Source organism: Cellulosimicrobium sp. I38E (assembly GCF_001647255.1).
GTDB lineage: Bacteria > Actinomycetota > Actinomycetes > Actinomycetales > Cellulomonadaceae > Cellulosimicrobium > Cellulosimicrobium cellulans_E.
In genome coordinates this window covers 40873-63338 of the sequence record NZ_LUAZ01000024.1, presented here as the reverse complement: position 1 = coordinate 63338, position 22466 = coordinate 40873, and the positions used below count along the sequence as shown (strand labels likewise).

Genomic DNA, 22466 nt, shown 5'->3' with positions numbered 1-22466 from the left:
GCGTGCGCGCCGCGCCGATCACGCTCCCGGGCCGGGTACCGGACAAGATTGGAGAACATGCCAAGGCGCATGCGGGGCGGTTGGAGGAAACCTCCATAGCGGCGCGCTCCTGGGCCTCGCTCGTCCCGTGGGGTTGTCCGGCACCCACAAGGAGCGCGGACGACGGACGCCGGCCGTCCGGTCTCAGGAGCGCAGCTCGTGCCAGGCGACCCCGGCCTCCCGGAGCAGCGCGCGCAGCAGCGGGAGGCTGATCCCGACGACGCCGTGGTGGTCGCCCTCGATGCGCTCGACGTAGGGCCCGCCGAGGCCGTCGACCGTGAACGCGCCCGCGACGTGCAGCGGCTCGCCCGTGGCGACGTACGCGTCGATCTCGTCGTCGGTGAGGTCGGCGAAGTGCACGGTCGTCGAGCTCGTGGCCCCCGTCGCGGTGCCCGTCCCGCCGTCGGCCGGCGCGCGCAGGTCGACGAGCCAGTGGCCGGTGTGCAGGACGCCGGCCCGGCCGCGCATCGCGCGCCAGCGGGCGCGGGCGTCGGCGGCGTCGGCGGGCTTGCCGAGCACCTCGCCGTCGAGCTCGAGCATCGAGTCGCAGCCGACGAGCAGGGCGGGGTCGTCGATCGGCGCTCCGGACCGGTCCTCGGCGAGCGTGCGCACGATCTCCTCCGCCTTCGCGCGAGCGAGGACGAGCACGGCGTCCACGGGGTCGAGCCCGCCGCGCTCCGCGGCGGCCGCCCGCAGGACCGCGTCCTCGTCGACGCCTGAGACGCGCACGAGGGGTTCGACGCCGGCCGCGCGCAGCGTCGCGAGGCGGGCGGGGGAGCGGGAGGCCAGCACGAGTCGGAGCACCCGCGCAGACTACCCGGCGGGCACCCGCGGTACCGGCCGGGCCGGGCGCACGACGGTCCCGCTACGCGACCAGGAGCGCCGCGACGAGCAGCACGACGGGCGAGCCGATCGTCGTCACGAGGATCGTGTCGCGCGCGAGGATCTCGCCCCGCCCGAACCGCGCCGCGTAGTTGTAGACGTTCTGGGCGGTGGGCAGCGCGGCGAGCGTGACGGCGGAGGCGACCGCGGCGTCGTCGAGCCCGAGGAGCCGGGCGACGACGAACGCCACGACGGGCATGACGAGGAGCTTCGCGACGCTCGCGACGCCGACGGCCGCGCGGGGCTCGCCGCGCCGCAGCGGCCTGGTGCCGTGCAGCGACATGCCGAACGCGAGCAGGATCATGGGGATCGCGGCGCCGCCGAGGATGTCGAGCGGCGCCATGACCGCCACGGGCGGCGTCCAGCCGGTCACGGAGACGACGGCGCCCGCGAGCGAGCCGAGGATGATCGGGTTGCGCACCGGCTGGGCGAGGACGAACCGCCAGGACAGCCGCCCGCTCGTCGTCGCGTCGAGGACGAGCAGCGCGACGGGCGCGAGCACGAGGAGCTGGAGCAGGATCACCGGCACGACGGCGGTCGCGTCGCCGAGCACGTACACCGCGACGGGCAGGCCGATGTTGTTCGCGTTCACGTAGCCGGAGCCGACGGCCCCGATGGTCGCCTCGGGGGCGGGGAGCCGGAGCCACAGCCGGTCGACGAGCACGAACACGCCCGCGGTGACGACGGCGGCCGTCGCCGCGACGGCGAGCGGCGCCTGGAAGAGCGCGCCGACGTCGGCCCGCGCGAGGACCGTGAACAGCAGCGCGGGGCTCGCGACGAAGAACCCGATGCGGTTGAGCGCCGTCCTGGCGTCGGGGCCGCCGATGCCGAGGCGCGCGGTGACGTACCCGGCCGCGACGACCACGGCGATGATGGCGAAACCGGTGAGGACGGCGCCCACGCGTCAGGTCCTCGGGCCGGGACCGACGCCGGTCGGCCCGGGCCGGCGCGAGGCCGTCCCGGGCCGTGCCGACGACCGGGTCACGAGGAGAGCGCGTCGCGCAGCACGTCCAGGCCCACCGAGCCGAGGTTCAGCGCGCGTGCGTGGAAGGCCTTGGCGTCGAACGCCTCGCCGCGGGCGGTGGCCGCCGCGCGCGCGTCGTCGCGCGTGGCCTCCCACAGGCGCTGCCCGACCTTGTACGACGGCGCCTGGCCCGGCCAGCCGAGGTAGCGGTCGAGCTCGAACCGCACGAACGAGTCGGGCATGTTGACGTTCGCGCGCAGGAACGTGAGCGCCTTGTCCGCGTCCCAGGTCCCGCCGCCCCACTGCTCGGGCGCGGGCAGGCCGAGGTGCACCCCGATGTCGAGCACGACGCGCGCCGCGCGCATGCGCTGCGCGTCGAGCATCCCGAGGCGGTCGCCGTCGTCGTCGAGGAACCCGAGGTCCGCCATGAGGCGCTCCGCGTACAGGGCCCAGCCCTCGCCGTGGCCCGAGACCCAGCACGCGAGCCGGCGCCAGGTGTTGAGCGTCGCGCGCGCGTACACGGCCTGGCCGCACTGCAGGTGGTGGCCGGGGACGCCCTCGTGGTAGACCGTCGTCTTCTCGCGCCACGTGTTGAACTCCGTGACGTCCGACGGCACCGACCACCACATGCGGCCCGGCCGGGAGAAGTCGTCGCTCGGCGGTGTGTAGTAGATCCCGCCCGTCTGGGTCGGCGCGATCATGCACTCGAGGTCGAGCACCGGCGTCGGGATGTCGAAGTGGACCCCGTTGAGCGCGGTGATCGCGGCGTCCGACGTCTCCTGCATCCACGACTTCAGGGCGTCGGTCCCGTGCAGCGTGCGGGTCGGGTCGGCGTCCAGCGCGGCGACGGCATCCTCGACGGTCGCGCCCGGCCCGGCGATGCGGCCCGCGATCTCCTCCTGCTCGGCGACGACGCGCGCGAGCTCCTCGAGCCCCCACGCGTACGTCTCGTCCAGGTCGACCTCGGCGCCGAGGAACGTGCGGGAGAAGAGCGCGTAGCGCTCGCGGCCCACGGCGTCCTGCTCGGGGGCCTGCGGGGCGAGCGTCGTCTCGAGGAAGTCCGCGAGGCGCCCGTAGGCCTCGCGCGCCGCGGCGGCACCGTGCTCGAGCTCCTTGCGCACGAGGGAGCACGCCGAGGAGTCGTCGAGCACGGCCTCGGCCTCGGGGCCGGCGACGAACGTCGTGAAGAACGAGCTCTTCGCGTCCGCGAGCTCGCGCGACTGCTGCACGCCGATCCGCACCTGGCGGATCGCGGCGACGTTGCCGCGGGAGGCCGCCTCCGTGAGCGACGCCATGTACCCGTCGATCGCGGTGGGGAGGGCGTTGAGGCGCGAGGCGATGTTCTCCCACGCCTCGACCGTGCCGGTCGGCATGATGTCGAAGACGTCGCGCAGCTCCTGCACGGGCGACGCGATGTTGTTGAGGCTCGCGAGCGGCTCGCCCGCCTCGTGCAGCTCGAGCTGGAGGCCGATGCGCTCGCGCATCGCCGCGAGGGTGACCCGGTCGACGTCGTCGACCGGCTCCAGGCCCTCGAGCTCGCGCAGCACCGCGCGGTCGGCGTCGGCCCGCGCGTCGTGCCCGGCGGGCGAGAGGTCGGAGACGAGGTGGTCGTAGCCGGACAGCCCCATCGCGGTCGCGGCGATCGGGTCGAGCTCGGCGATCCGCGTGACGTAGGCCTCGGCGACGGCGTCGATCGGCGTGGGTCTGCGGTCGGGGGTCCCGGCGGATGCGCCGGCGGGTGTGGTGGTGGTGTCGCTCACCCGGACGAGACTACTCGGCGGCCGGTCGCGGGTCTGCCGGATTCTCCGGGTTCTCGCCGCGGTCGTCCTCGGTGGGGTCCGTGGCCGGGGCCTCGGGGGGAGCATCGTCGGCCAGGGCCCGCAGCGCCGCCGCGAGGTCGTCCGCCCAGGCGCGGTGGTAGCGCACCAGGAGCACGCCCGTCGCGTCCGTGTCGTCCGCGGCGTGCCAGACGGCGACCGGGTCGCCCGGGCGCGGGCCCGCGGTGCCGTCGGGCACGACGACGCGCGCCGGGCGTGCGGTCCTCGCGCCGGACGCGGTGGTCACGACCAGCGTCGCCCGCACGACCGAGGGACCCGCCGTCCCGGTGCTCGTCGCCGAGGCCGGCGCACCGCCGGCAGCCGTGCCCTCGGCGGTGCCCGTGGCCGAGTCCACGGCACCGGCACCGGGGAGCACGAGCGTCCCGGTCGCCCGGACCGGTGCGGCGAGCAGCGCGTCGCGGCCGCGGGCGAGCCCCGCCACCACCCGGTCGTCCTGGTAGCGCACGAGCGCGAGCAGGGCCGTCACGAGGAGCCCCAGCGTCGCGACCACCACGACGGCGTCCGGCACGGGCCAGCCGCGGCCCGACGCGAGGCGCTGGTAGACGAGCAGCGCGACGGTCGGCACGAGCGCCACGGTCCAGGCCCAGCGGCGCCAGCCCGGCACGGGCTCCACCACCGGGAGGCCGGTGGGGTCCGCCTCGACCTCGTCGGCGGAGGCGGGGAGCTCGACGAGCGCGCCCCGCTCAGGCAGACGGCGCACGCGGGGCGACGCGCTCGGCGCGGTCACGACCGCAGGCTCCAGCGCCACGAGTCGGCGTTGTGCCGGCCGGAACGCCCGCCGAAGCTCTTCGCGGTCGCGCCGTCCCCGGTCCCGCGCAGCCCGCGCGCCCGGTTGGTCCACTCGTCGACGGGCGCGACGTCGTCCGGCAGCCCGCTCGCGGCGGCGGCTGCGGCGAGGCCGGCGACGAGCGCGGCGACCTCCAGCTCGTCGGGCGTGCCGCGCACGACGCGGACGCTCGGGGCGTCGGGCCGCGGCGTGCTCACTCGTCGTCCTCGTCGTGGTCGTGGTCGTCGTCCGCCCCGCGCCCCACGCCCCACTCGGGGACGGCGTAGCCCGCCTCGACGAGCCGCTGGCGCGCCTCGTGGCCCCACCGGTCCAGGAGCCCGACGACGTCGTCGAGGTCCGGCCCGCCGGGGTGCGTCATGACGACGTAGTCGAGGGTGAAGGTGTCGTCCTGCACGTCGGCCGGCGAGGCGTCGTCGTCGACCTCGTCGTCGGCGCCCGGGTCCCACACCGACGTCGTGAGGTCGGCGTGGATGCCGAGCGCACCGTGCAGCTCGTCGAACAGCCGGGCGTTGAGCGCCCCGATGCGGCCCTCGAGCGCGAGGACGCGCGGGTCCTCGTCGGCCTCGGACGCGCCGAACTCGGCCCGCACCCCGACAGCCGTCTCGACGTACTCGTGCAGCGCCGCCGTGAGCGCGTCGACCGCGGCGTGCAGCGGCGCCGGGTCCACCGACCCGAGCGGCACGGGTCCGTGCGTGGCGTCGTCGTGGCTCATGCGTGGTCCTTCCTCGCGAGGTTCGTCGGGCGCTGGTGCTCGCTCGCGGTCACAGCGGGATGTTGCCGTGCTTCTTGGGCGGCAGGGTCGCGCGCTTGGTGCGCAGCGCCCGCAGCGCGCGCACGACCTGCACGCGCGTCTCCGACGGACGGATGACCGCGTCGACGTACCCGCGCTCGGCGGCGTCCCAGGGGTTGACGATCGCGTCCTCGTACTCGGCGACGAGCCGGGCGCGCTCCGCCTCGACGTCGTCGCCCGCGTCCGCCGCGCGCTTGAGCGCCGCCCGCTGGAGGATGTTCACCGCACCGCCCGCGCCCATGACGGCGACCTGCGCCGTCGGCCACGCGAGGTTGACGTCGGCGCCGAGCTGCTTGGAGCCCATGACGATGTACGCCCCGCCGTACGCCTTGCGCGTGATGACGGTGACGAGCGGGACCGTGGCCTCGGCGTACGCGTAGATGAGCTTCGCGCCGCGGCGGATGATGCCCTGGTGCTCCTGGTCGACGCCCGGCAGGAAGCCCGGGACGTCGACGAGCGTGAGCACGGGGATGTTGAACGCGTCGCACGTGCGCACGAACCGGGCCGCCTTCTCCGCGGCGTCGATGTCGAGCGTGCCCGCCATCGCGAGCGGCTGGTTCGCGACGACGCCGACCGACTGGCCCTCGACGTGCCCGAACCCGACCAGCACGTTCTTCGCGAACAGCGGCTGCACCTCGAGGAACGCGCCCTCGTCGAGCACGTGCTCGATCACCGTGCGCATGTCGTACGGCTGCGAGTCCGAGTCGGGCACGAGCGCGTCGAGCTCGAGGTCCTCCTCCGTGACGTCGAGCTCGACGTCGTCGGGCGGGAACGACGGTGCGTCCGAGAGGTTGTTCTGCGGCAGGTAGGACACGAGGTGGCGCACGTAGTCGATCGCGTCGTCCTCGTCGGCGCCGAGGTAGTGCGCGACGCCGGACTTCTCGTTGTGCGTCAGGCCGCCGCCGAGCTCCTCGAAGCCCACGTCCTCGCCCGTCACCGCGCGGATCACGTCCGGTCCGGTGATGAACATGTTGGACGTCTTGTCCGCCATGACGATGAAGTCCGTTAGGGCGGGGGAGTACACCGCGCCGCCCGCGCTCGGGCCGAGGATGAGCGAGATCTGCGGGATCACGCCCGACGACGCGACGTTGCGGCGGAAGATCTCCGCGAACTGCGTGAGCGCCGCGACGCCCTCCTGGATGCGCGCGCCGCCGCCGTCGGAGATGCCGATCAGCGGCACGCCCGTGCGCAGCGCGAGGTCCTGCACCTTGGTGATCTTCTGGCCGTGCACCTCGCCGAGGCTCCCGCCGAATACGGTGAAGTCCTGGGAGTACACGCACACCTGGCGGCCGTCGATCGTGCCGTGGCCGACGACGACGCCGTCGCCCGCCAGGCGCTTCTTCTCGAGCCCGAAGTTGTGCGAGCGGTGCTTGGCGAAGGCGTCGAGCTCGACGAAGCTGCCCTCGTCGAGCAGCGCCTCGATGCGCTCGCGCGCCGTCTTCTTGCCGCGCGCGTGCTGCTTGGTCCGCGCCGCCTCCTCGGGCATCTCGGTCGCCTCGGCGCGGCGACGGTCGAGGTCGGCGAGCTTGGCCGCGGTGCCCACGAGGTGGGGCGCGTCGGGCGTTGTCGGGGGTGCCTCGGGCGTCGCGGGCGAGGTGGTCGCAGAGTCCGTCACGGACCCGAGCCTAGTTGGCGGGTGGCGCCAACTCGATGCGGGCGACACCAGCACGGCCGGGTCGGGTCTTGGTGGGTGTCGACAAACCCGACGCGGGCGCCCGGGCGGTGCCGCCGGGCGCGGGCCGCCCGCGCCGACCTCGTGCCGGACCGTCGCGTGCGGGAGGATGACGGGCATGGCGAGCGCGCGCGAGGACGAGACCGGGCCCGGCGGCGAGGGGCGGCCCCCGCTGCGGGCGGAGTTCCTGCGGGAGCTGCTCGTGACGCCCGCGGGGCCGCTCGCCCGGCTCGAGGTCGTCCCCGAGTCGGCCTCGACGAACGCCGAGCTCGCCCGTGCGGTCGCCGCCGACCCGGGCGCCTGGCCGGCGCCGGCGCTCCTCGTCGCCGAGCACCAGCCCGGAGGGCGCGGCCGGCTGGGGCGCTCGTGGACGACGCCGCCGCGCGCCGCGCTGCTCGGCTCGCTCCTCCTGCGCCCCGACGTGCCGCGCGAGACGCTGAGCTGGCTCCCGCTCCTCGCCGGGCTCGCCACCGCCCGCGCCCTGCGTGCGACCGCCGGGGTCGACGCCGTCGTCAAGTGGCCGAACGACGTGCTCGTGCCGGACCCGGGCGTCGCGCCGGGGTCGCTGGACGTCGCGTCGGCGGAGGGCGGCGACCAGGCGCCGCTGCGCAAGGTCGCCGGCATCCTCGCGGAGGTGCTGCCCGACGGCGGCGTCGTCGTCGGCGTCGGGCTCAACGTCTCCCAGGAGCGCGACGAGCTGCCCGTGCCCACGGCCACCTCGCTCGCTCTGGCGGGGGCCGCGACGACCGACCGGGAGGTCGTGCTCGTCGCCCTCCACGAGGCGTTCGGCGAGGTCCTGCTGCGCTGGCAGGACGCCGGGGGCGACGCCCGTGCGGCCGGGCTCGACGCCGACTGCGCCGAGGTGAGCGCCACGCTCGGGACGCGCGTGCGCGTCGAGCGCGTCGGGGGCGGCGACGTCGTCGGGCTCGCGACCGGGCTCGCGCCCGACGGCGGCCTGGTGGTGCGCGAGGACGACGGGACGACGAGCGTCCACCACAGCGGCGACGTCCACCACCTGCGCCCGCACGAGTGACGGCCTGCGTCCGAGATCGGCGGTCCGGGACGACATCGGCGGTCACGACCGCCGATCTCGCGCGCCACCGCCGATCTCGCGCGCGAACGCCGAGCTCGCCCGGGCCGAGGAATAGGATCGCCGGGTGCCCGTGGACCCTGAGCAGAACGAGCCCGTCGCCACCGCCCCGTCCCCGAACGGCGGGGAGGGCGGCGAGCCCGCCCCGGACACCGAGGCGACGGAGGCCGTGCTCGACGAGGCGCTGCTCGGCGGCCCCCGCACCCTCACCGTCGAGCGGCTCGCCGAGCGCGCCGGCGTCGGCGAGGATCGGGTCCGCGCCTACTGGCAGGCGCTGGGCCTGCCGCTCACCGAGGGCGAGGAGCACGCGTTCACCGAGAAGGACGCGCAGGCGCTCGCGGACGTGTTCGCCTTCGCCGAGACGGAGCGGCTCGACGAGCGCGCGCTGACGACCCTCATCCGCTCCACCGGGCACACGACCGAGCGGCTCGTGCTCTGGCAGGTCGAGGCGCTCGTCGAGCACCTGACGCGCCGGTTCGACCTCGACGACACGAGCGCGCGCCTGCTCGTCCTCGACCGGCTGCCCGAGCTCGCGCCCGTCCTCGAGGAGCAGCTCCTGCACGCCTGGCGCCGCCAGCTCGCGGCGGTCGCCGGGAGGTTCGCGGTCGAGTTCTCGGACGCGCGCGCGACCGCGGTCGACGAGCACGAGCTCCCGCTCCCGCGCGCGGTCGGGTTCGCGGACATCGTCTCCTTCACGCAGCGCACGCGCGGGCTGGGGTCGAGCGAGCTCGCGGAGTTCGTCCAGCTCTTCGAGACGAGCGCGCGCGACGTCATCACTGCCGCGGGAGGTCGCGTCGTCAAGACGATCGGCGACGCGGTGCTCTACGTCGCCGACGACGTCGCCACCGGGGCGCGCGTCGCGCTCGGCCTCGCCGAGGCCGGCGGACGGGAGGAGGACGTCGACGTCCCGCCCGTCCGCGTGAGCCTCGTGTGGGGCCGGGTGCTCTCGCGGTTCGGCGACGTGTTCGGTCCGAGCGTCAACCTCGCCGCCCGCCTGGTGGACATCGCCGAGCCCACGACGGTCCTCGTCGACCGCGACACCGCCGGCCTGCTCGCGGGCGACCAGCGCTTCGCGCTCACGGCGCAGCCCGAGACCGAGGTGCAGGGGCTCGGCACGATCGAGCCCGTGCGCCTCCAGTGGGCCTACCGCGGCTGACGGCCTGCCGGCGCAGCGAGCGGGTCAGACGGCCTCGAGCAGGCCGGGCCCGTCGTTGGTCACGGAGTTGACCAGGGTCGAGATCTCGCGCGCGACCATCGGGACGTCGTCGTGCGGGCCGCCGAGCCCGAGCAGGTCGGCCGCCCCGCGAGCGTCGACCGCCGGGTCGAGCCACGCGTCCCACGCGTCGGCGGGCAGGGCGAGCGGCATCCGGTCGTGGATCTCGGCGAGGTACGGCGCCGCGTCCGTCGTGATGATCGTCGTCGAGACGAGCCAGCGGTCGGGGTCGTCGTCCGCCTTGGTCCGGTCGCGCCAGAACTCGTAGAGCCCGGCGAACGCGGCGCTCTCGCCGTCGCCCGGCGCGATCCAGTACGGCTGCTTGGGCACCTTGCCCCGGCGCGCGGGCGCGCCCGCGGACCCGGCCGGGGACGCGCCGTCGGGCAGGACGCGCCACTCGTAGTAGCCGTCCGCGGGCACGAGGCAGCGACGGACGCCGAACGGCTTGGCGAACGCCGGCTTGTCGAGGATCGACTCCGCGCGCGCGTTGATCATGCGCGCGCCGCCCTTGGGGTCCTTGGACCACGACGGCACGAGGCCCCAGCGCGCGAGGCGCAGCGAGCGCCGGACCTCGCCCGTGTCCTTGGCCGCGCGCTCGACGACGATCCGCACGGGGTCCGTCGGCGCGAGGTTCCACGACGGCGGCAGGAGCCGCGCGTCGTCGGCCACGTCCGCGATCGCGAACTCGTCCGCGAGATCCTGCGCGTCCCGGAAGGAGGCATAGCGTCCGCACATGCCTCCAGCCTGCCGCACGCCACCCACGCGCGGGCCGTGAGGGAGAGCAGGCTCACGCCCGGAGCGCCGCGTCCCGCACGATCGAATCGATACGATGGACGCCATGCCCTCTTCCTCGGTCGACCCCGCCGTGCCCCGACCGAGATCGTCCGCCCGCTGGGTGCTGCTCCTCGGCGCGCTCGCCACGCTCCCCGCGCTCACGGTCGACATGTACCTCCCGCTGCTGCCCGAGGTCGGCGCCGACCTCGGCGCCCCGGACTCCCTCGCGCAGCTCACGCTCTCCGCCATGCTGGTCGGCGGGGCCGTCGGGCAGCTCGTCATCGGTCCCCTCTCCGACCGGTACGGTCGCCGCCTGCCCGTCCTCGTCGGCCTGTCGCTGCACGTCGTGACCTCGATCCTGTGCGCGATGGCACCCAACATCGGGATCCTCATCGGGCTGCGCGTGCTCCAGGGCTTCTTCAACGCCTCCGCGTCCGTCGTCGCGATCGCCGCCATCCGCGACCGCTTCACCGGCTCCGACGCCGCGCGCATCCTCTCGCGGCTCATGCTCGTCATCGGGCTCGCGCCCCTCCTCGCGCCGTCGCTGGGGTCGTTCATCGGCGCGCACGCCTCGTGGCACGCGGTGTTCTGGGTGCTCGCGGCCGCCGGGCTCGCGCTCGCCGCCGTCGTCCTGCTCTGGATGCCGGAGTCGCTCCCGGTCGAGCGGCGGCGCCCCGCCGGGGCGCGCACCGTCCTGCGCGGCTACGCGAGCCTCCTGCGCGACCGCCACTTCGTCGCGCTCGCCGTCCTGCCCGGGCTCGGCCAGGCCGTGCTCATGAGCTACGTCGTCGGCTCGCCGTTCGTGCTCCAGGAGGGGTACGGGCTCAGCCACGGCCAGTTCGCGCTGCTGTTCGCGGTGAACGGCGTCGGCCTCGTGCTCTCCGCGCAGGCGAACGCCGCGCTCGTGCGTCGCGTGGCGCCCATGCGCCTGCTGCGTGTCGCGCTCGTCGTGCAGGGAGTGTTCACGGTGGGGTTGCTCGTGGTCGCCCTGACCGGCGCGGGCGGCATCGTCGGCATCGTCGCCGCCCTGTTCCTCGTCCTGTCGATGCAGGGCATGATCCCGGCGAACGCGTCGGCGCTCGCGCTCACCCGGCACGGCGAGATCGCGGGCACCGCCGCAGCCGTCATCGGGGCGTTCCAGTCCGGCGTCGCCGGGCTCGTGAGTCCGCTCGTGGGTGTGCTCGGGGGCGACGCCGTCGCGATGGCCACCGTCATGCTCGGCGCGGTCGTCGCGTCGCTGCTCGTGCTCGCCCTCGCGACGCCCGCGTTCCGTCGGGGCGGCTGGCACACGCCGGTCTGACGGCCACCGGCGCGCCACGCGCTCGTCGACCACCCGTCGCCCGCCCGCAACCCGCGCGTCGCCGGACGGCGCTTGGCTGGCTCCCATGAGACCCACAGCCGTGCTCAAGGTCGCCGCCGCGCTCACCGCCGCCGTCGCCGTCGCGCTGACGCCCTCCGCGACGGCGCTCGCTGCCGCACCGAGCGGGCTCGCCGCCCGCCCCGGCGAGGGGGCCGGCCCCGGCCGTACGACCGCCGTCGTCCCCACGCTCGTCGCCCGCGCGACGCTGTCCGCCGACCACCTGGAGGACGGGCCGCCGTCCGGCGCGCTCGCGACCCCCGCCAACGGCCGTCAGGGGCCGTTCGACGGCCAGGTGATCCCGGGCTTCTCGGCCATGATCGACAACGGCGACGGGACGTTCTGGGCCCAGCCGGACAACGGGTTCGGCGCGAAGGGCAACTCGGCCGACTTCCTCCTGCGCCTCTACCGCGTCACGCCCCGCTGGGAGACGGCGCGCGGCGGCGCCGGCGAGATCGAGGTGGGCGAGCACCTCTCGCTGCGCGACCCGGACCACCACGTCGACTTCCCGATCGTCCACGAGGACACCGACGAGCGGCTCCTCACGGGCGCCGACTTCGACATCGAGTCCGTCGTGCGCGCGAAGGACGGCACCTTCTGGATCGGGGAGGAGTTCGGGCCCTTCCTCCTGCACGTCGACGCGACGGGCGCGCTCCTGGCCCCTCCCGTGCCGTTCCCCGACGGCAAGTCGCCCGCCAACCCGTACCTCGCGCCCGGGGAGACGCCGCTCGTCGGGTCGAGCCGCGGGTTCGAGGCGCTCGCGGGCTCGCGCGACGGCCGCTACCTGTACCCCGTGCTCGAGGGCGCGCTCGTCGGCGAGGACCCGCGCGACCGCGTCGTGCGCCAGTTCGACACGCGCGCGGGCCGGTACACCGACCGCACCTGGACCTACCGCGTGGACACCGACGCCAACGTCGTGGGCGACGCGTTCCTGGTCCGCGGCGACGAGCTCCTGCTCGTCGAGCGCGACGACTTCGACGGCGAGCAGTCCGTGACCAAGCGCGTGTACCGGGTCGACCTGAGCGAGAGCGACCGGTCGGGGCACCTTGAGAAGGAGCTCGTGCTCGACGCGCTGAAGATCGCGAACCCGCACGGCCTCGGCGCGGGCGACGGCTACGGCACAGGCGACCCGTTCTCGCTGCCCGTGCAGTCGTTCGAGACCGTCGTCCAGCTCCGCGACGGCCGTCTACTGCTCGCGAACGACAACAACTACCCGGGCAACGACGCGCGCGTGCCCGGCACCCCCGACGACACCGAGATGGTCCTCGTCGACCTGCGGCGCGAGCGCGTCGCGACCGACGACGTGACCGTCGTCGGGCACCGCGGCGCGAGCGGCTACCGCCCCGAGCACACGCTCGCCGCGTACGAGCAGGCGATCCTCCAGTGCGCCGACTTCATCGAGCCCGACGTCGTCGCCACCCAGGACGGCGTGCTCGTCGCCCGGCACGAGAACGAGATCGGGGGCACGACGAACGTCGCGCAGCACCCCCAGTTCGCCGACCGCCGCACGACCAAGACGATCGACGGCACCGCCGTGACCGGATGGTTCACGGAGGACTTCACGCTCGCCGAGCTGCGCACCCTGCGCGCGAAGGAGCGGATCCCTGCCGTCCGCCCGCAGAGCACGGCGTTCGACGGCCTTTACCCGGTCCCGACCCTCGCCGAGGTCCTCGACCTCGCCCGGCACTCCGAGACGTGCGACGGGAAGCAGGTCGGGGTGTACCCCGAGACCAAGCACCCGACCTACTTCGACTCGGTCGGGCTCTCGCTCGAGGAACCGCTCGTCTCCGCGCTGCGCGACGCCGGGCTCGACTCGCGCAAGGCGCCCGTCATCGTGCAGTCGTTCGAGACGGGCAACCTGCGCGAGCTCGACCGCCTGACGAAGGTCGACCTCGCGCAGCTCGTCAGCAGCTCCGGAGCCCCCTACGACCTCGTCGCCGCAGGCGACCCGCGCACCTACGCCGACCTGGTCACGCGCACCGGCCTGCGCGAGATCGCACGGTACGCCGACGGCGTCGGGCTCGAGAAGAACGTCATGATCCCGCGTCGCGCCGACGGGACGCTCGGCGCACCGACGTCGGTCATCCGCGACGCGCACCGCGCGGGGCTCGAGGTCCACGGATGGACCTTCCGGGCGGAGAACCAGTTCCTGCCCGCGGAGCACCGCTCGAGCGCCGACCCGGCCGCGTACGGCGACCTCGCCGGCGAGGTCCAGGTCTTCCTCGACGCGGGCATGGACGGGTTCTTCACCGACCAGCCCGACCTCGGGGTCGCTGCCGTGCACGACCGCTGACACCCCCGCAGGTCCGTCCTTCGCCGCCCTTTCACACGTCCTCCTGCTGGTTCAGCGCACGCATCCACGCCGCACCCTTTACCCTCAGACCGTGCCAACGACCGCCCCCGCCTCGTCGTCCCCGCGCTCGCGGCCCCGAGCGCCGCAGACGACGCACTCCCGGAAGGGCGGGGAGGACAAGCCCTCCGGCGGCCCGCACCACGCGCGTGCGCTGCGCTCGCACCGCGTCGCGCGGGCCGTCGGGCTCGTCCTCACCGGGGCCTTCGTCTTCGTCGCGGTGGGTGCCGGCGCGGTGTACCTCGACCTCAAGTCGAAGATCACCGTGAGCGACGCGACGGACTACGTCGTCGGCATGCCGACCGAGGAACCACCGAAGGACCCGTCCGACCCGTTCGCGGGCAAGGCGCTCAACATCCTCGTCATGGGCACCGACTACCGCGACGCCGCGAACGAGGCGATCGCCGGCAAGGAGGAGGGCATGCGGTCGGACACCACGTTCATCGTGCACGTGTCCGGTGACCGCACACGCATGGAGGTCGTCTCGATCCCGCGCGACTCGCTGGTCGACCTGCCGGAGTGCAAGCTCCCGGACGGCTCCATGTCCTCGCCCCGGCGCAACGTGATGTTCAACGAGGCGTTCCAGATCGGCTCGGGCGGCGTCGACGACATGGACGCCGCCGCCGGCTGCACGATCTCGTCCGTCTACAGCCTCACGGGTGTGCCCATCACCAACCATGTCGTCGTCAAGATGACCGGGGTCATCGGCGTGGTCGACGCGATCGACGGCGTGACCATGTGCTTCCCGGAGCCCGTCGTCGAGGACCCGGACTACGGCACGCTGAACCTCCCGGCGGGCCAGCACACGCTCACCGGCCACGAGGCCATCGGGTTCCTGCGTGCCCGGCACGGCACGGGCATGGGCCTCGAGATGGGGTCCGACCTCACGCGCATCACGCGCCAGCAGGCGTTCATCGACTCGGCCGTGCGCGAGCTGCTGTCCCAGAACATCATCACCAACTCGCCCCAGCTCTACGGCGTCATCGAGGCCGTGCTCGGCTCGATCAGCGCCGACCCCACGATCGCCGACCCGACGGCGCTCGCGGGCCTCGCGTTCAGCCTCCGCGCGATCAAGCCCTCGGAGGTCGTCTTTACCCAGGTGCCCGTCGTCGAGGCGGCGAGCGACCGCAACCGCGTCGAGTGGACGTCGGAGGCGGACGCGATCTGGCAGCGGCTCATCGACGACGCGCCCGCGCCGGGCCACGAGCCAGTCGACCCGCGCGACGACGCGACGGCGCCCGCGGACGGCACGACCGACCCGGCGACCGGGGCGGACCCGGGTACGACGGACCCCGGGACGACCGACCCGGGCACGACGGATCCCGGGACGACCGACCCGGGCACGACGCCCGAGACCCCGGTCGAGGAGGAGCTCCAGCCCGGCGTCTGCGGCTGATCCGCGCTCGCTGTCGCCGGCGGCGGTCAGGAGCGGTTCAGGTCAGCGGCCGTTCACGGCCGCGTCGTGGCCAGACGGGCCAGGCGGCCGACGGCCTCGTGCAGCACGTCCTCGCGCTTGACGAACGTGAACCGCACGCGAGAGGCCAGCGCGCGGGCCGTCGTCGACCCCGGGGTGCAGAACGCGCTCACGGGGACGGCGACGACGCCCGCGAGGGCGGGCAGCTCGCGGCACAGGGCGGTGCCGTCCTCGAAGCCGAGCGGGGCGCCGTCGGCGATGACGAAGTACGTGCCCTGCGGCACGACGACGTCGAACCCGGCCCGGACCAGACCCTCGCACAACAGGTCGCGGCGCGCGGCGAGCGAGTCGGCCAGCGCGCGCGGGGTCTCGTCGTCGGACAGCGCGTCGGCGATCGCGGGCTGGAACGGCGCGCCCGACGTGTAGGTGAGGAACTGCTTGACGGTGCGCACCGCGGTGACGAGCGGCTCCGGGCCGTGCAGCCAGCCGATCTTCCAGCCGGTGAACGAGAACGTCTTGCCGGCCGAGGAGATCGTGATCGTGCGCTGCCGCATCCCGGGGAGGGTCGCGATCGGCACGTGCCGGGCGTCGTCGAACGTCAGGTGCTCGTAGACCTCGTCCGTGACGACGACCACGTCGTGGCGGCGCGCGACGGCCGCGATCGCGTCGAGCTCGTCGAGGTCGAGCACCGTGCCCGTCGGGTTGTGGGGCGAGTTCACCAGGACGAGGCGCGTGCGGTCGGTGACGGCCGCGCGCAGGGCGTCGAGGTCGAGGCGGAAGCGGTCCGGGCCGGGCACGAGGGGGACGGTCACGTGGTTCGCCCCCGCGAGCGCGATGCACGCGGCGTGGGAGTCGTAGAACGGCTCGAGCGTGACGACGTCGTCCCCCGGTCCGGCCAGCGCGAGGATCGTCGCGGCGAGGGCCTCCGTCGCGCCCGTGGTCACCAGGACCTCGGTCTCCGGGTCGGGGTCCAGCCCGTAGTGCCGGTACTGGTGGCTCGCGATCGCGTTGCGCAGCTCGAGGATGCCCGGACCCGGCGGGTACTGGTTGTGGCCCTCCTCGATCGCGCGGACCGCCGCGTGCTTGACGGTCGCCGGTCCGTCGACGTCCGGGAAGCCCTGCCCCAGGTTGATCGCCCCCGTGCGGTGCGCGAGGGCGGTCATCTCGGCGAAGACCGTCGCCGCCACCGCGCCGTCCGCTCCGAGGAGGCCGGTAGCGCGGGCGGCGGCCTGCCATCGGCCGGGCGGGAGGTCGTTCGTGGCCGTCATGGACACCGACCCTAGTCGCGCCCACGCCCACGATGTGGGACGCCGCGGTCGGGTTCCCGCCCGGCGAGCGCCGCGATCCGCGGGTGCGCGGCGCCGTCGTCCACAGGGCCCTGCCGCGAGACGCGCGGATGCCCTACTCTCTCGGTCAGGTCTTTCCGGTCCGGCGGGGCAGCCGGCCAGCAGAGCAGGGGGAATGCTCGACATGTCTACGGACACGCACGCCGTCGGCGTGCTCGAGGGCGAGGTGCGCGAGCTCGTCCGGCGGCGCGGGGTGGACCCCGTGCGCGACCGGGCGGCCGTCGACCAGCTCGTCCGTGAGGCGGTCGCCGACTACGAGACTCGCAGCGCCCTCGGGGTGGTCGCACCGCTCGCCGACCCGACGGCGGCGAGCCGGGCGGTGGTGGACTCCGTCGCCGGACTCGGACCGCTCCAGCCGTACCTCGACGACCCGGAGATCGAGGAGGTCTGGATCAACGCCCCCTCGCAGGTGTTCGTCGCGCGGGGCGGCCGGTCCGAGCTCACGACGACGATCCTCACCGCGGAGCAGGTGCGCGACCTCGTCGAACAGATGCTGCGCTCGTCCGGACGTCGGCTGGACCTGTCCAGCCCGTTCGTCGACGCCTCGCTGCCCGGCGGCGAGCGGCTCCACGTGGTGATCCCCGACGTCACGCGCACCGCGTGGGCGGTCAACATCCGCAAGCACGTGGTCCGTGCGTCGCACCTCGACGACCTCGTGCGGCTCGGCTCGCTCACCCCGCAGGCGGCGGCGTTCCTCGACGCCTCGGTCCGCGCCGGGCTGAACATCCTCGTCGCGGGCGCGACCCAGGCGGGCAAGACGACGATGCTCAACGCCCTCGCGGGCTCGGTCCCGCCCACGCAGCGCGTCGTCACGTGCGAGGAGGTGTTCGAGCTCCGGTTCGCCGTGCGGGACGTCGTGTCCATGCAGTGCCGCCAGCCGAGCCTCGAGGGTACCGGCGAGATCCCGTTGCGGCGCCTCGTCAAGGAGGCGCTGCGCATGCGGCCGGACCGCATCGTCATCGGGGAGGTCCGTGAGGCGGAGAGCTTCGACCTCCTCGTGGCCCTCAACGCAGGCGTCCCCGGGATGTGCACCCTGCACGCGAACTCGGCTCGCGAGGCGATCACCAAGATGTGCACCCTGCCGCTGCTCGCCGGCGAGAACGTCTCCGACCGCTTCGTGGTGCCCACCGTGGCGTCTGCGATCGACCTCGTCGTCCACCTCGGCGTCGACGTCGACGGGCGGAGGGTGGTGCGCGAGGTCCTGGGGGTCACGGGGCGGGTCGAGCAGGGCGTGGTGGAGGCCGCGGAGATCTTCGTCCGGAACGGGGACCGCCTGGTGCGGGCGGACGGGTTCCCGCCCGGCGCGGACCGGTTCGCGCGTGCGGGGATCGACCTGGCTGCCGTGCTGCACCCCGGGCGCGCGCTCGTCGCGGACACCGCGGCAGGCCCGGCGTGGTCGGGGGCGAGCTGACGTGGGCGTGGTCGCGGGATTCCTGCTCGGTGCCGGCCTGTTCTGCGTCTGGTGGTCCTTCTGGACGCCGGGCCCGCCCCGGGAGCGCCGCGCGGACGGCTGGGCGGCCCGCACCCAGGACCTCCTCGTGCAGGCGGGTGCGCCCTCCGTGACGCCAGGCGCTCTGGTGGCGACGAGCGCGGGCGTGGGGCTCGTGGTCCTCCTCGTCGCGACGGTGCTCGCGGGGTCGGTGACGATCGCCGCGTGCTTCGGGGCGATCGCCGCGTCGCTGCCGGTGCTCCTCGTGCGCTCTCGTGCCCGACGCCGGAGGGCGCGGCTGCGCGACGTGTGGCCCGAGGTGCTGGACCACCTCGCCTCCGGGGTCCGCGCGGGTCTGTCGCTGCCCGAGGCCGTGGGCCAGCTGGGCGAGCGTGGCCCGGCGGAGCTGCGGGAGCCGTTCGCCCGGTTCGCGGTGGACTACCGCGCGTCAGGGCGCTTCGGGGACTGTCTGGACCGGCTCAAGGACCGGCTCGCGGACCCCGTGGCCGACCGCATCGTGGAGTCGTTGCGCCTGACGCGCGACGTGGGCGGGACGGACCTGGGGCGACTCCTGCGCACCCTGTCGGCGTTCCTGCGGGAGGACGCGCGGACCCGCGGGGAGCTCGAGGCGCGCCAGTCCTGGACGGTGAACGGCGCGCGGCTCGCCGTCGCGGGCCCCTGGGTGGTGCTCGGGTTCCTGGCGTCGCGGCCCGAGACGGCGGCGGCCTACAACTCGCTGACCGGGGCGCTCGTACTCGGCGTCGGAGCCGCCTGCTCCGCCGCGGCGTACCAGCTCATGCTGCGGATCGGGCGCCTGCCCGAGGAGGAGCGGGTGCTCCGATGAACGTGCTGGACGTCTCACTGACGGGGGCCTCGATCGGAGCGCTCGGTGGGGTGGGGGTGCTCCTCGTCGCGGCCGGTGTCCGCGGTCGTGCGATCCGGCTCGACGAGCGCCTCGCGCCCTACCTGCGGACCCACGACACGACGTCGGTGCTCCTGCGCGACCAGCCGACCTGGACGCCGTTCCCGACGGTCGAGCGCTTGGTCGCGCCGGTGCTCGCGGACGCCGGCCGGGCGCTCGAGCGGCTCGGCTCCACGTCCTCCGACGTCCGCCGTCGGATCGAGCGCGCGGGCCGTCGTCAGACCGTCGAGCAGTTCCGTGCACGCCAGCTCGTGTGGGGCGTCGTCGGGCTCGCCCTGGGTACGTCGTTCGCGATCGTCCTCGCCGCGACGCGGGGCTCGTCCGTCGTGCTGCTCGCGCTCCTCGCGCTGCTGTGCGGGGTGGGAGGGGTCCTCGTCTGTGACCACGCCCTGACCCGCGCGGTACGACGCCGGGAGCAACGCATGCTCGCGGAGTTCCCGACCGTCGCCGAGCTGCTCGCCCTCGCGGTGAACGCCGGCGAGGGCCCGGTCGCGGCGCTCGAACGGGTCGCCACGACGGCCCACGGAGAGCTCTCGGAAGAGCTGCGCGCGACGCTCGCGTCCGTGCGCGCCGGCACGCCGCTCGCGCGGGCGCTCGAGCAGCTCGCCGATCGGACGGGTCTGCCGAGCCTGACCCGGTTCGCGGAGGGCGTCGCCGTCGCGGTGGAGCGCGGGACCCCGCTCGCCGACGTCCTGCGCGCCCAGGCGCAGGACGTGCGCGAGTCCGGGCGCCGCGCACTGATGGAGGCGGGTGGCAAGAAGGAGGTGGCGATGATGATCCCGGTCGTCTTCCTCATCCTTCCCGTGACGGTGGTCTTTGCCGTGTATCCGTCGCTCGCCACACTGCGGCTCGGATTCTGAGCGGGGGCTCCCCGGGGTGCGCTCGGCACCCGCACAGCTTGAGAACGACACGACCGACGACGGACGAACCAGGGGGAACCATGCAGGGGTGGGGTCGCAGGACGCAGGGTGCGCGGCGAGCAGGGCGCGAGGCGGTCGAACGCCTGCTGCGCGGAGACCGGGAACGGGGCGACGTCCCGGGGTGGGTGCTCATCACCCTCGTGACTGTGCCCAGGAGTCACCCGATCGGGTCCGGCGGGTGAGTGCTGGTACCGGTCACGTTCGTGACCGTGCCCAGGAGTCACCCCTCGTCTTCCGCCACGTCCTGACGGTGCGCGCACAGTAGCCCACGCGCGCGGCCGTCTCACAGCCCCGCAGGTCAGCCCTCCGTGTGCGGGCGGACAGCCCACCGCCGCGACGGGTCAGCGCCGATCGGCGTCGTGTGGGACTGCCACCGGCCGACGTCGGCGCATCCCTCCGCGGCGAGCGCCCCGCACACCGGACACTCCCAGAGCGTGTGCCACCACGGGTCCGAGCACCCGCACCGGACGAACCGCTCGTGCGGACGGTCGCGAACGGTGCCCCACGCGGACGCGCACGCCGGACACCGCCGCGGCGGGATCTTCAACCACCGGCCCCGCCGGACCTCCACCCAGCCCGGCCACCGCTGAACGCCCATCCCTCCATCGTCGCACTGTTCGAACCTGTGTTCGAACGCGACGAAGCGCCCCCGCCCTCCACGTGGGAGGAGCGGGGGCGCGGTCGCGTGCGGGGACGGTCAGGCGGTCGGACGCCAGCCGAGCTCGAGAAGGTGCTCGACGATCTTGTCGGCCGCGCTGATCGGACCAGCGTTCGTGCCGTAGGCGGCCTCGATGTCGACGTCGTGGTACTCGAGCAGGTCGCGGACGGCTTCGGCGACCTCGTCCTTCGCGGCGCTCACCTCGGGGACCTCGTAGCCGGCGGGCGCGGACGTGTCGACGATCGACGTGATGACGTGCACGCCGTCGCCGTCCGGCTCGACGATCTTCGGCGTCGAGGACAGGCCGAGGTGGCGCAGCCACGCGTCGACGGCGGGGATCGCCATGATGCGCGCGAGGGCTGCGGAGACGGCCGCGAGGACCGCGCCGGCGGCGACGACCCACGCGAGCCACCGGTCGGGCAGGTACTCGCCGAGCTCCTCGTGCAGGATCGCCGCGACGAGCGGGGCGACCAGGCCGAGCACGAGCACGACGGAGAGGACGGTCTGCACCGCGGTGCGCCAGGACGCACGGCCCGGGTTGGCCTGCTGGGTGGACGTGGTGGTCACGAGGTGGCTCCGATCAGGTGGGCGAGCACCCGCAGGGGCTCGAGGACGAACACGTGGACGATGGCGACCGCGAGCGCGACGCCGAGAGCGAGGGCCGCGGCCGCGACGGCTGCGGCCGCGGCGACGCGCCGCACGAGGCGTGCGGCGCGGCGACGGGTGCGCGGGGTCACCGGAAGAGGCGGCCGGCGTTGAGCTCGGCCTGGATGACCTTCACGCCGGCGGACGGGCGGCCCCACTCGCCGTCGCCGACGTACCCGCGGGCCCGGCCCGTGGGCGTGGTCTCGAGGTACTGCTGGAACGCCCAGTCCGTTCGCGTGCGCGCGATGACCGCGGACGGGACGTTCTGCCGGTGACCGAAGCCGTCGACCTCGAGCACGCGCCCGTCGTAGTCGCGGAAGCCGCGGGCGTTGAGGAAGCGCTGCAGCGCGCGCGTGAAGTTCGACGGCGCGCTGAGTGTCCCGTCCGGGTTGGCCGAGCCGATCGCGCGCTGCATCGCGCCGAGCGTGCCCGAGCCCTCGAACCCGTCCTCGTCGAGCTTCCCGCTCGACGGGGACGGGGCGGGGCGCGCCGGGGCCGACGCGCCGTTGATGCGCGCGACGAAGCCCGCCCAGCCGCCCTCGGCACCGGACAGGAGCTGCGTGGGGCAGTTCTTCCCGGTGATGTCGTGGTGGTTCTTGAGCGCGTCGCCCACGCCCTGCGACCGCGCCACCGCGCGAGCTCGATCCCGTTCTGGACGGTCTGGGCGTAGTCGCCGTCGGGGTTCACGCACAGCTCGACCGAGACGTAGTGCAGCCCGCCGCGCCCGGCGGACCACGTCTTGATCCCGTTCGGGAACGACTGCACGGCCTCGGTGTCGTCGACCGTCCAGTTCCACGACGCGTTGCGCACGTTGCCGCGCTTCTGCAGCCGGGCGTGCGCCGCAGCGTTCGCGCCGCGGCTCTTGTTCGCCGTCTCGTGGAAGAGGATGCCGAGCGCCTTCGAGCCCGCGCCGTCGGTCATCGACCGGACGATCGAGGCGGGCGCGAGGTCCTGTCGGGTGGTGACCATGGGGAGCCTCCTGGGTATGACGAGGCCCCGGCCGCCGTGGTGGCGGCCGGGGCCGTGGGTGGGTGTGGGTGCTTGGGTCAGTCGCGCGGCCAGGGCGCTCGTGCGTCGATCTGCTCGCGCGTGATGCCGAGCTCGAGGAGCCAGCCGCGCAGCTCGGATGCGTTCTCCGCGTAGCGGCGGGCCTTGCGGTAGGCGTCGTCGCGCTCGGTCTCGGTGGTGCGCAGCCGGGCGTAGGCGTCGTCGCGCTGGCGCACGAGGCCGGCGTTGCGGCCTCGCTCGCGGGCGGCCGCGCCGGACAGCCACGCGGTCAGGCCCTTGGCGAGGGTGGGGACGAGCGCGCCGCCGCCGACCGCGACGATGAGCGCGGCCCAGGCCTGGGCGGTGGTGAGGTCGATCAAGGCCCCCGC

21 protein-coding genes are annotated in these 22466 nt (G+C 74.5%); 8 read left to right on the top strand and 13 right to left on the bottom strand.

What is annotated here, in order from left to right:
- Nucleotides 1-183: 183 nt before the first annotated feature.
- The 7 genes from A0J59_RS08925 to A0J59_RS08895 all read right to left on the bottom strand — a co-directional run bounded on the left by A0J59_RS08925 (nt 184) and on the right by A0J59_RS08895 (nt 6915).
- The gene (locus tag A0J59_RS08925) at nt 184-843 is read right to left on the bottom strand and encodes a nucleoside triphosphate pyrophosphatase (RefSeq protein ID WP_064315873.1); all 660 of its coding nucleotides are present in this window, start codon (nt 841-843) and stop codon (nt 184-186) included.
- A gap of 61 nt (nt 844-904) precedes the next feature.
- Nucleotides 905-1822 (bottom strand): AEC family transporter, encoded by a 918-nt coding sequence (locus tag A0J59_RS08920; RefSeq protein WP_053371141.1) that lies wholly within the window; start codon nt 1820-1822, stop codon nt 905-907.
- A gap of 80 nt (nt 1823-1902) precedes the next feature.
- Nucleotides 1903-3645: a DUF885 domain-containing protein gene (locus A0J59_RS08915; protein WP_064315872.1), complete on the bottom strand. Its 1743-nt coding sequence runs from the start codon at nt 3643-3645 to the stop codon at nt 1903-1905.
- Between the two features lie 10 nt (nt 3646-3655).
- A complete protein-coding gene (locus tag A0J59_RS08910) occupies nt 3656-4450 on the bottom strand; it encodes a hypothetical protein (protein WP_156532912.1) in 795 nt (264 codons plus the stop codon).
- Nucleotides 4447-4707 carry an acyl-CoA carboxylase epsilon subunit gene (locus A0J59_RS08905; RefSeq protein WP_047234031.1) on the bottom strand — a complete coding sequence of 87 codons (261 nt, stop codon included), beginning with the start codon at nt 4705-4707 and terminating at the stop codon, nt 4447-4449. The genes A0J59_RS08910 and A0J59_RS08905 overlap by 4 nt, the downstream gene beginning before the upstream one ends.
- The gene (locus A0J59_RS08900; protein ID WP_047234032.1) at nt 4704-5222 is read right to left on the bottom strand and encodes a hypothetical protein; all 519 of its coding nucleotides are present in this window, start codon (nt 5220-5222) and stop codon (nt 4704-4706) included. Before A0J59_RS08900 ends, A0J59_RS08905 begins: the two co-directional genes overlap by 4 nt.
- A gap of 49 nt (nt 5223-5271) precedes the next feature.
- On the bottom strand, nt 5272-6915 hold the full coding sequence (locus tag A0J59_RS08895; protein WP_369799761.1) for an acyl-CoA carboxylase subunit beta: 1644 nt from the start codon (nt 6913-6915) through the stop codon (nt 5272-5274).
- A gap of 175 nt (nt 6916-7090) precedes the next feature.
- Between A0J59_RS08895 and A0J59_RS08890 the strand changes: the two genes are divergently transcribed.
- Together A0J59_RS08890 and A0J59_RS08885 are read left to right on the top strand one after the other, a co-directional pair.
- Nucleotides 7091-8005 (top strand): biotin--[acetyl-CoA-carboxylase] ligase, encoded by a 915-nt coding sequence (locus A0J59_RS08890; protein WP_064315886.1) that lies wholly within the window; start codon nt 7091-7093, stop codon nt 8003-8005.
- A gap of 124 nt (nt 8006-8129) precedes the next feature.
- Nucleotides 8130-9218, top strand: coding sequence for an adenylate/guanylate cyclase domain-containing protein (locus A0J59_RS08885; RefSeq protein ID WP_047234034.1), 1089 nt, complete (start codon nt 8130-8132; stop codon nt 9216-9218).
- A gap of 24 nt (nt 9219-9242) precedes the next feature.
- Here the strand turns inward: A0J59_RS08885 and A0J59_RS08880 are convergent, their stop codons facing one another.
- Entirely contained in the window at nt 9243-10010 is a 768-nt protein-coding gene (locus A0J59_RS08880; protein WP_047234035.1) for an SOS response-associated peptidase, read from the bottom strand.
- Between the two features lie 103 nt (nt 10011-10113).
- On the opposite strand from A0J59_RS08880, the gene A0J59_RS08875 reads away from it, so the two are divergent.
- The 3 genes from A0J59_RS08875 (at nt 10114) to A0J59_RS08865 (ending at nt 15152) form a co-directional block, all read left to right on the top strand.
- Nucleotides 10114-11349: a multidrug effflux MFS transporter gene (locus tag A0J59_RS08875; RefSeq protein ID WP_047234053.1), complete on the top strand. Its 1236-nt coding sequence runs from the start codon at nt 10114-10116 to the stop codon at nt 11347-11349.
- 85 nt (nt 11350-11434) lie between these two features.
- The gene (locus A0J59_RS08870) at nt 11435-13699 is read left to right on the top strand and encodes an esterase-like activity of phytase family protein (RefSeq protein ID WP_064315869.1); all 2265 of its coding nucleotides are present in this window, start codon (nt 11435-11437) and stop codon (nt 13697-13699) included.
- A gap of 91 nt (nt 13700-13790) precedes the next feature.
- The gene (locus tag A0J59_RS08865; RefSeq protein WP_255365095.1) at nt 13791-15152 is read left to right on the top strand and encodes an LCP family protein; all 1362 of its coding nucleotides are present in this window, start codon (nt 13791-13793) and stop codon (nt 15150-15152) included.
- 53 nt (nt 15153-15205) lie between these two features.
- Here A0J59_RS08865 and A0J59_RS08860 read toward each other — a convergent pair whose 3' ends face one another.
- Nucleotides 15206-16438 carry a pyridoxal phosphate-dependent aminotransferase gene (locus A0J59_RS08860; RefSeq protein WP_064315868.1) on the bottom strand — a complete coding sequence of 411 codons (1233 nt, stop codon included), beginning with the start codon at nt 16436-16438 and terminating at the stop codon, nt 15206-15208.
- Nucleotides 16439-16640: 202 nt separating this feature from the next.
- Here A0J59_RS08860 and A0J59_RS08855 point away from each other — a divergent pair, with 202 nt between their 5' ends.
- The 3 genes from A0J59_RS08855 to A0J59_RS08845 are packed head-to-tail and all read left to right on the top strand — an operon-like array spanning nt 16641 to nt 19727.
- Nucleotides 16641-17927 (top strand): CpaF family protein, encoded by a 1287-nt coding sequence (locus A0J59_RS08855; RefSeq protein ID WP_156532919.1) that lies wholly within the window; start codon nt 16641-16643, stop codon nt 17925-17927.
- 1 nt (nt 17928) lies between these two features.
- Nucleotides 17929-18789: a type II secretion system F family protein gene (locus A0J59_RS08850; protein ID WP_047234039.1), complete on the top strand. Its 861-nt coding sequence runs from the start codon at nt 17929-17931 to the stop codon at nt 18787-18789.
- The gene (locus A0J59_RS08845; RefSeq protein ID WP_064315866.1) at nt 18786-19727 is read left to right on the top strand and encodes a type II secretion system F family protein; all 942 of its coding nucleotides are present in this window, start codon (nt 18786-18788) and stop codon (nt 19725-19727) included. The genes A0J59_RS08850 and A0J59_RS08845 overlap by 4 nt, the downstream gene beginning before the upstream one ends.
- Nucleotides 19728-20484: 757 nt before the next feature.
- Here the strand turns inward: A0J59_RS08845 and A0J59_RS08835 are convergent.
- From A0J59_RS08835 to A0J59_RS08825, 4 genes are all read right to left on the bottom strand, one after another.
- Nucleotides 20485-21012, bottom strand: a complete 528-nt coding sequence (locus tag A0J59_RS08835; protein WP_064315864.1) for a hypothetical protein — start codon at nt 21010-21012, stop codon at nt 20485-20487.
- Nucleotides 21009-21182: a hypothetical protein gene (locus A0J59_RS21545; protein ID WP_156532910.1), complete on the bottom strand. Its 174-nt coding sequence runs from the start codon at nt 21180-21182 to the stop codon at nt 21009-21011. The genes A0J59_RS08835 and A0J59_RS21545 overlap by 4 nt, the downstream gene beginning before the upstream one ends.
- Nucleotides 21179-21721, bottom strand: coding sequence for a hypothetical protein (locus A0J59_RS08830; RefSeq protein ID WP_064315863.1), 543 nt, complete (start codon nt 21719-21721; stop codon nt 21179-21181). The genes A0J59_RS21545 and A0J59_RS08830 overlap by 4 nt, the downstream gene beginning before the upstream one ends.
- A 415-nt stretch (nt 21722-22136) precedes the next feature.
- Nucleotides 22137-22457 (bottom strand): hypothetical protein, encoded by a 321-nt coding sequence (locus A0J59_RS08825; RefSeq protein ID WP_064315862.1) that lies wholly within the window; start codon nt 22455-22457, stop codon nt 22137-22139.
- Between the last annotated feature and the right edge of the window lie 9 nt (nt 22458-22466).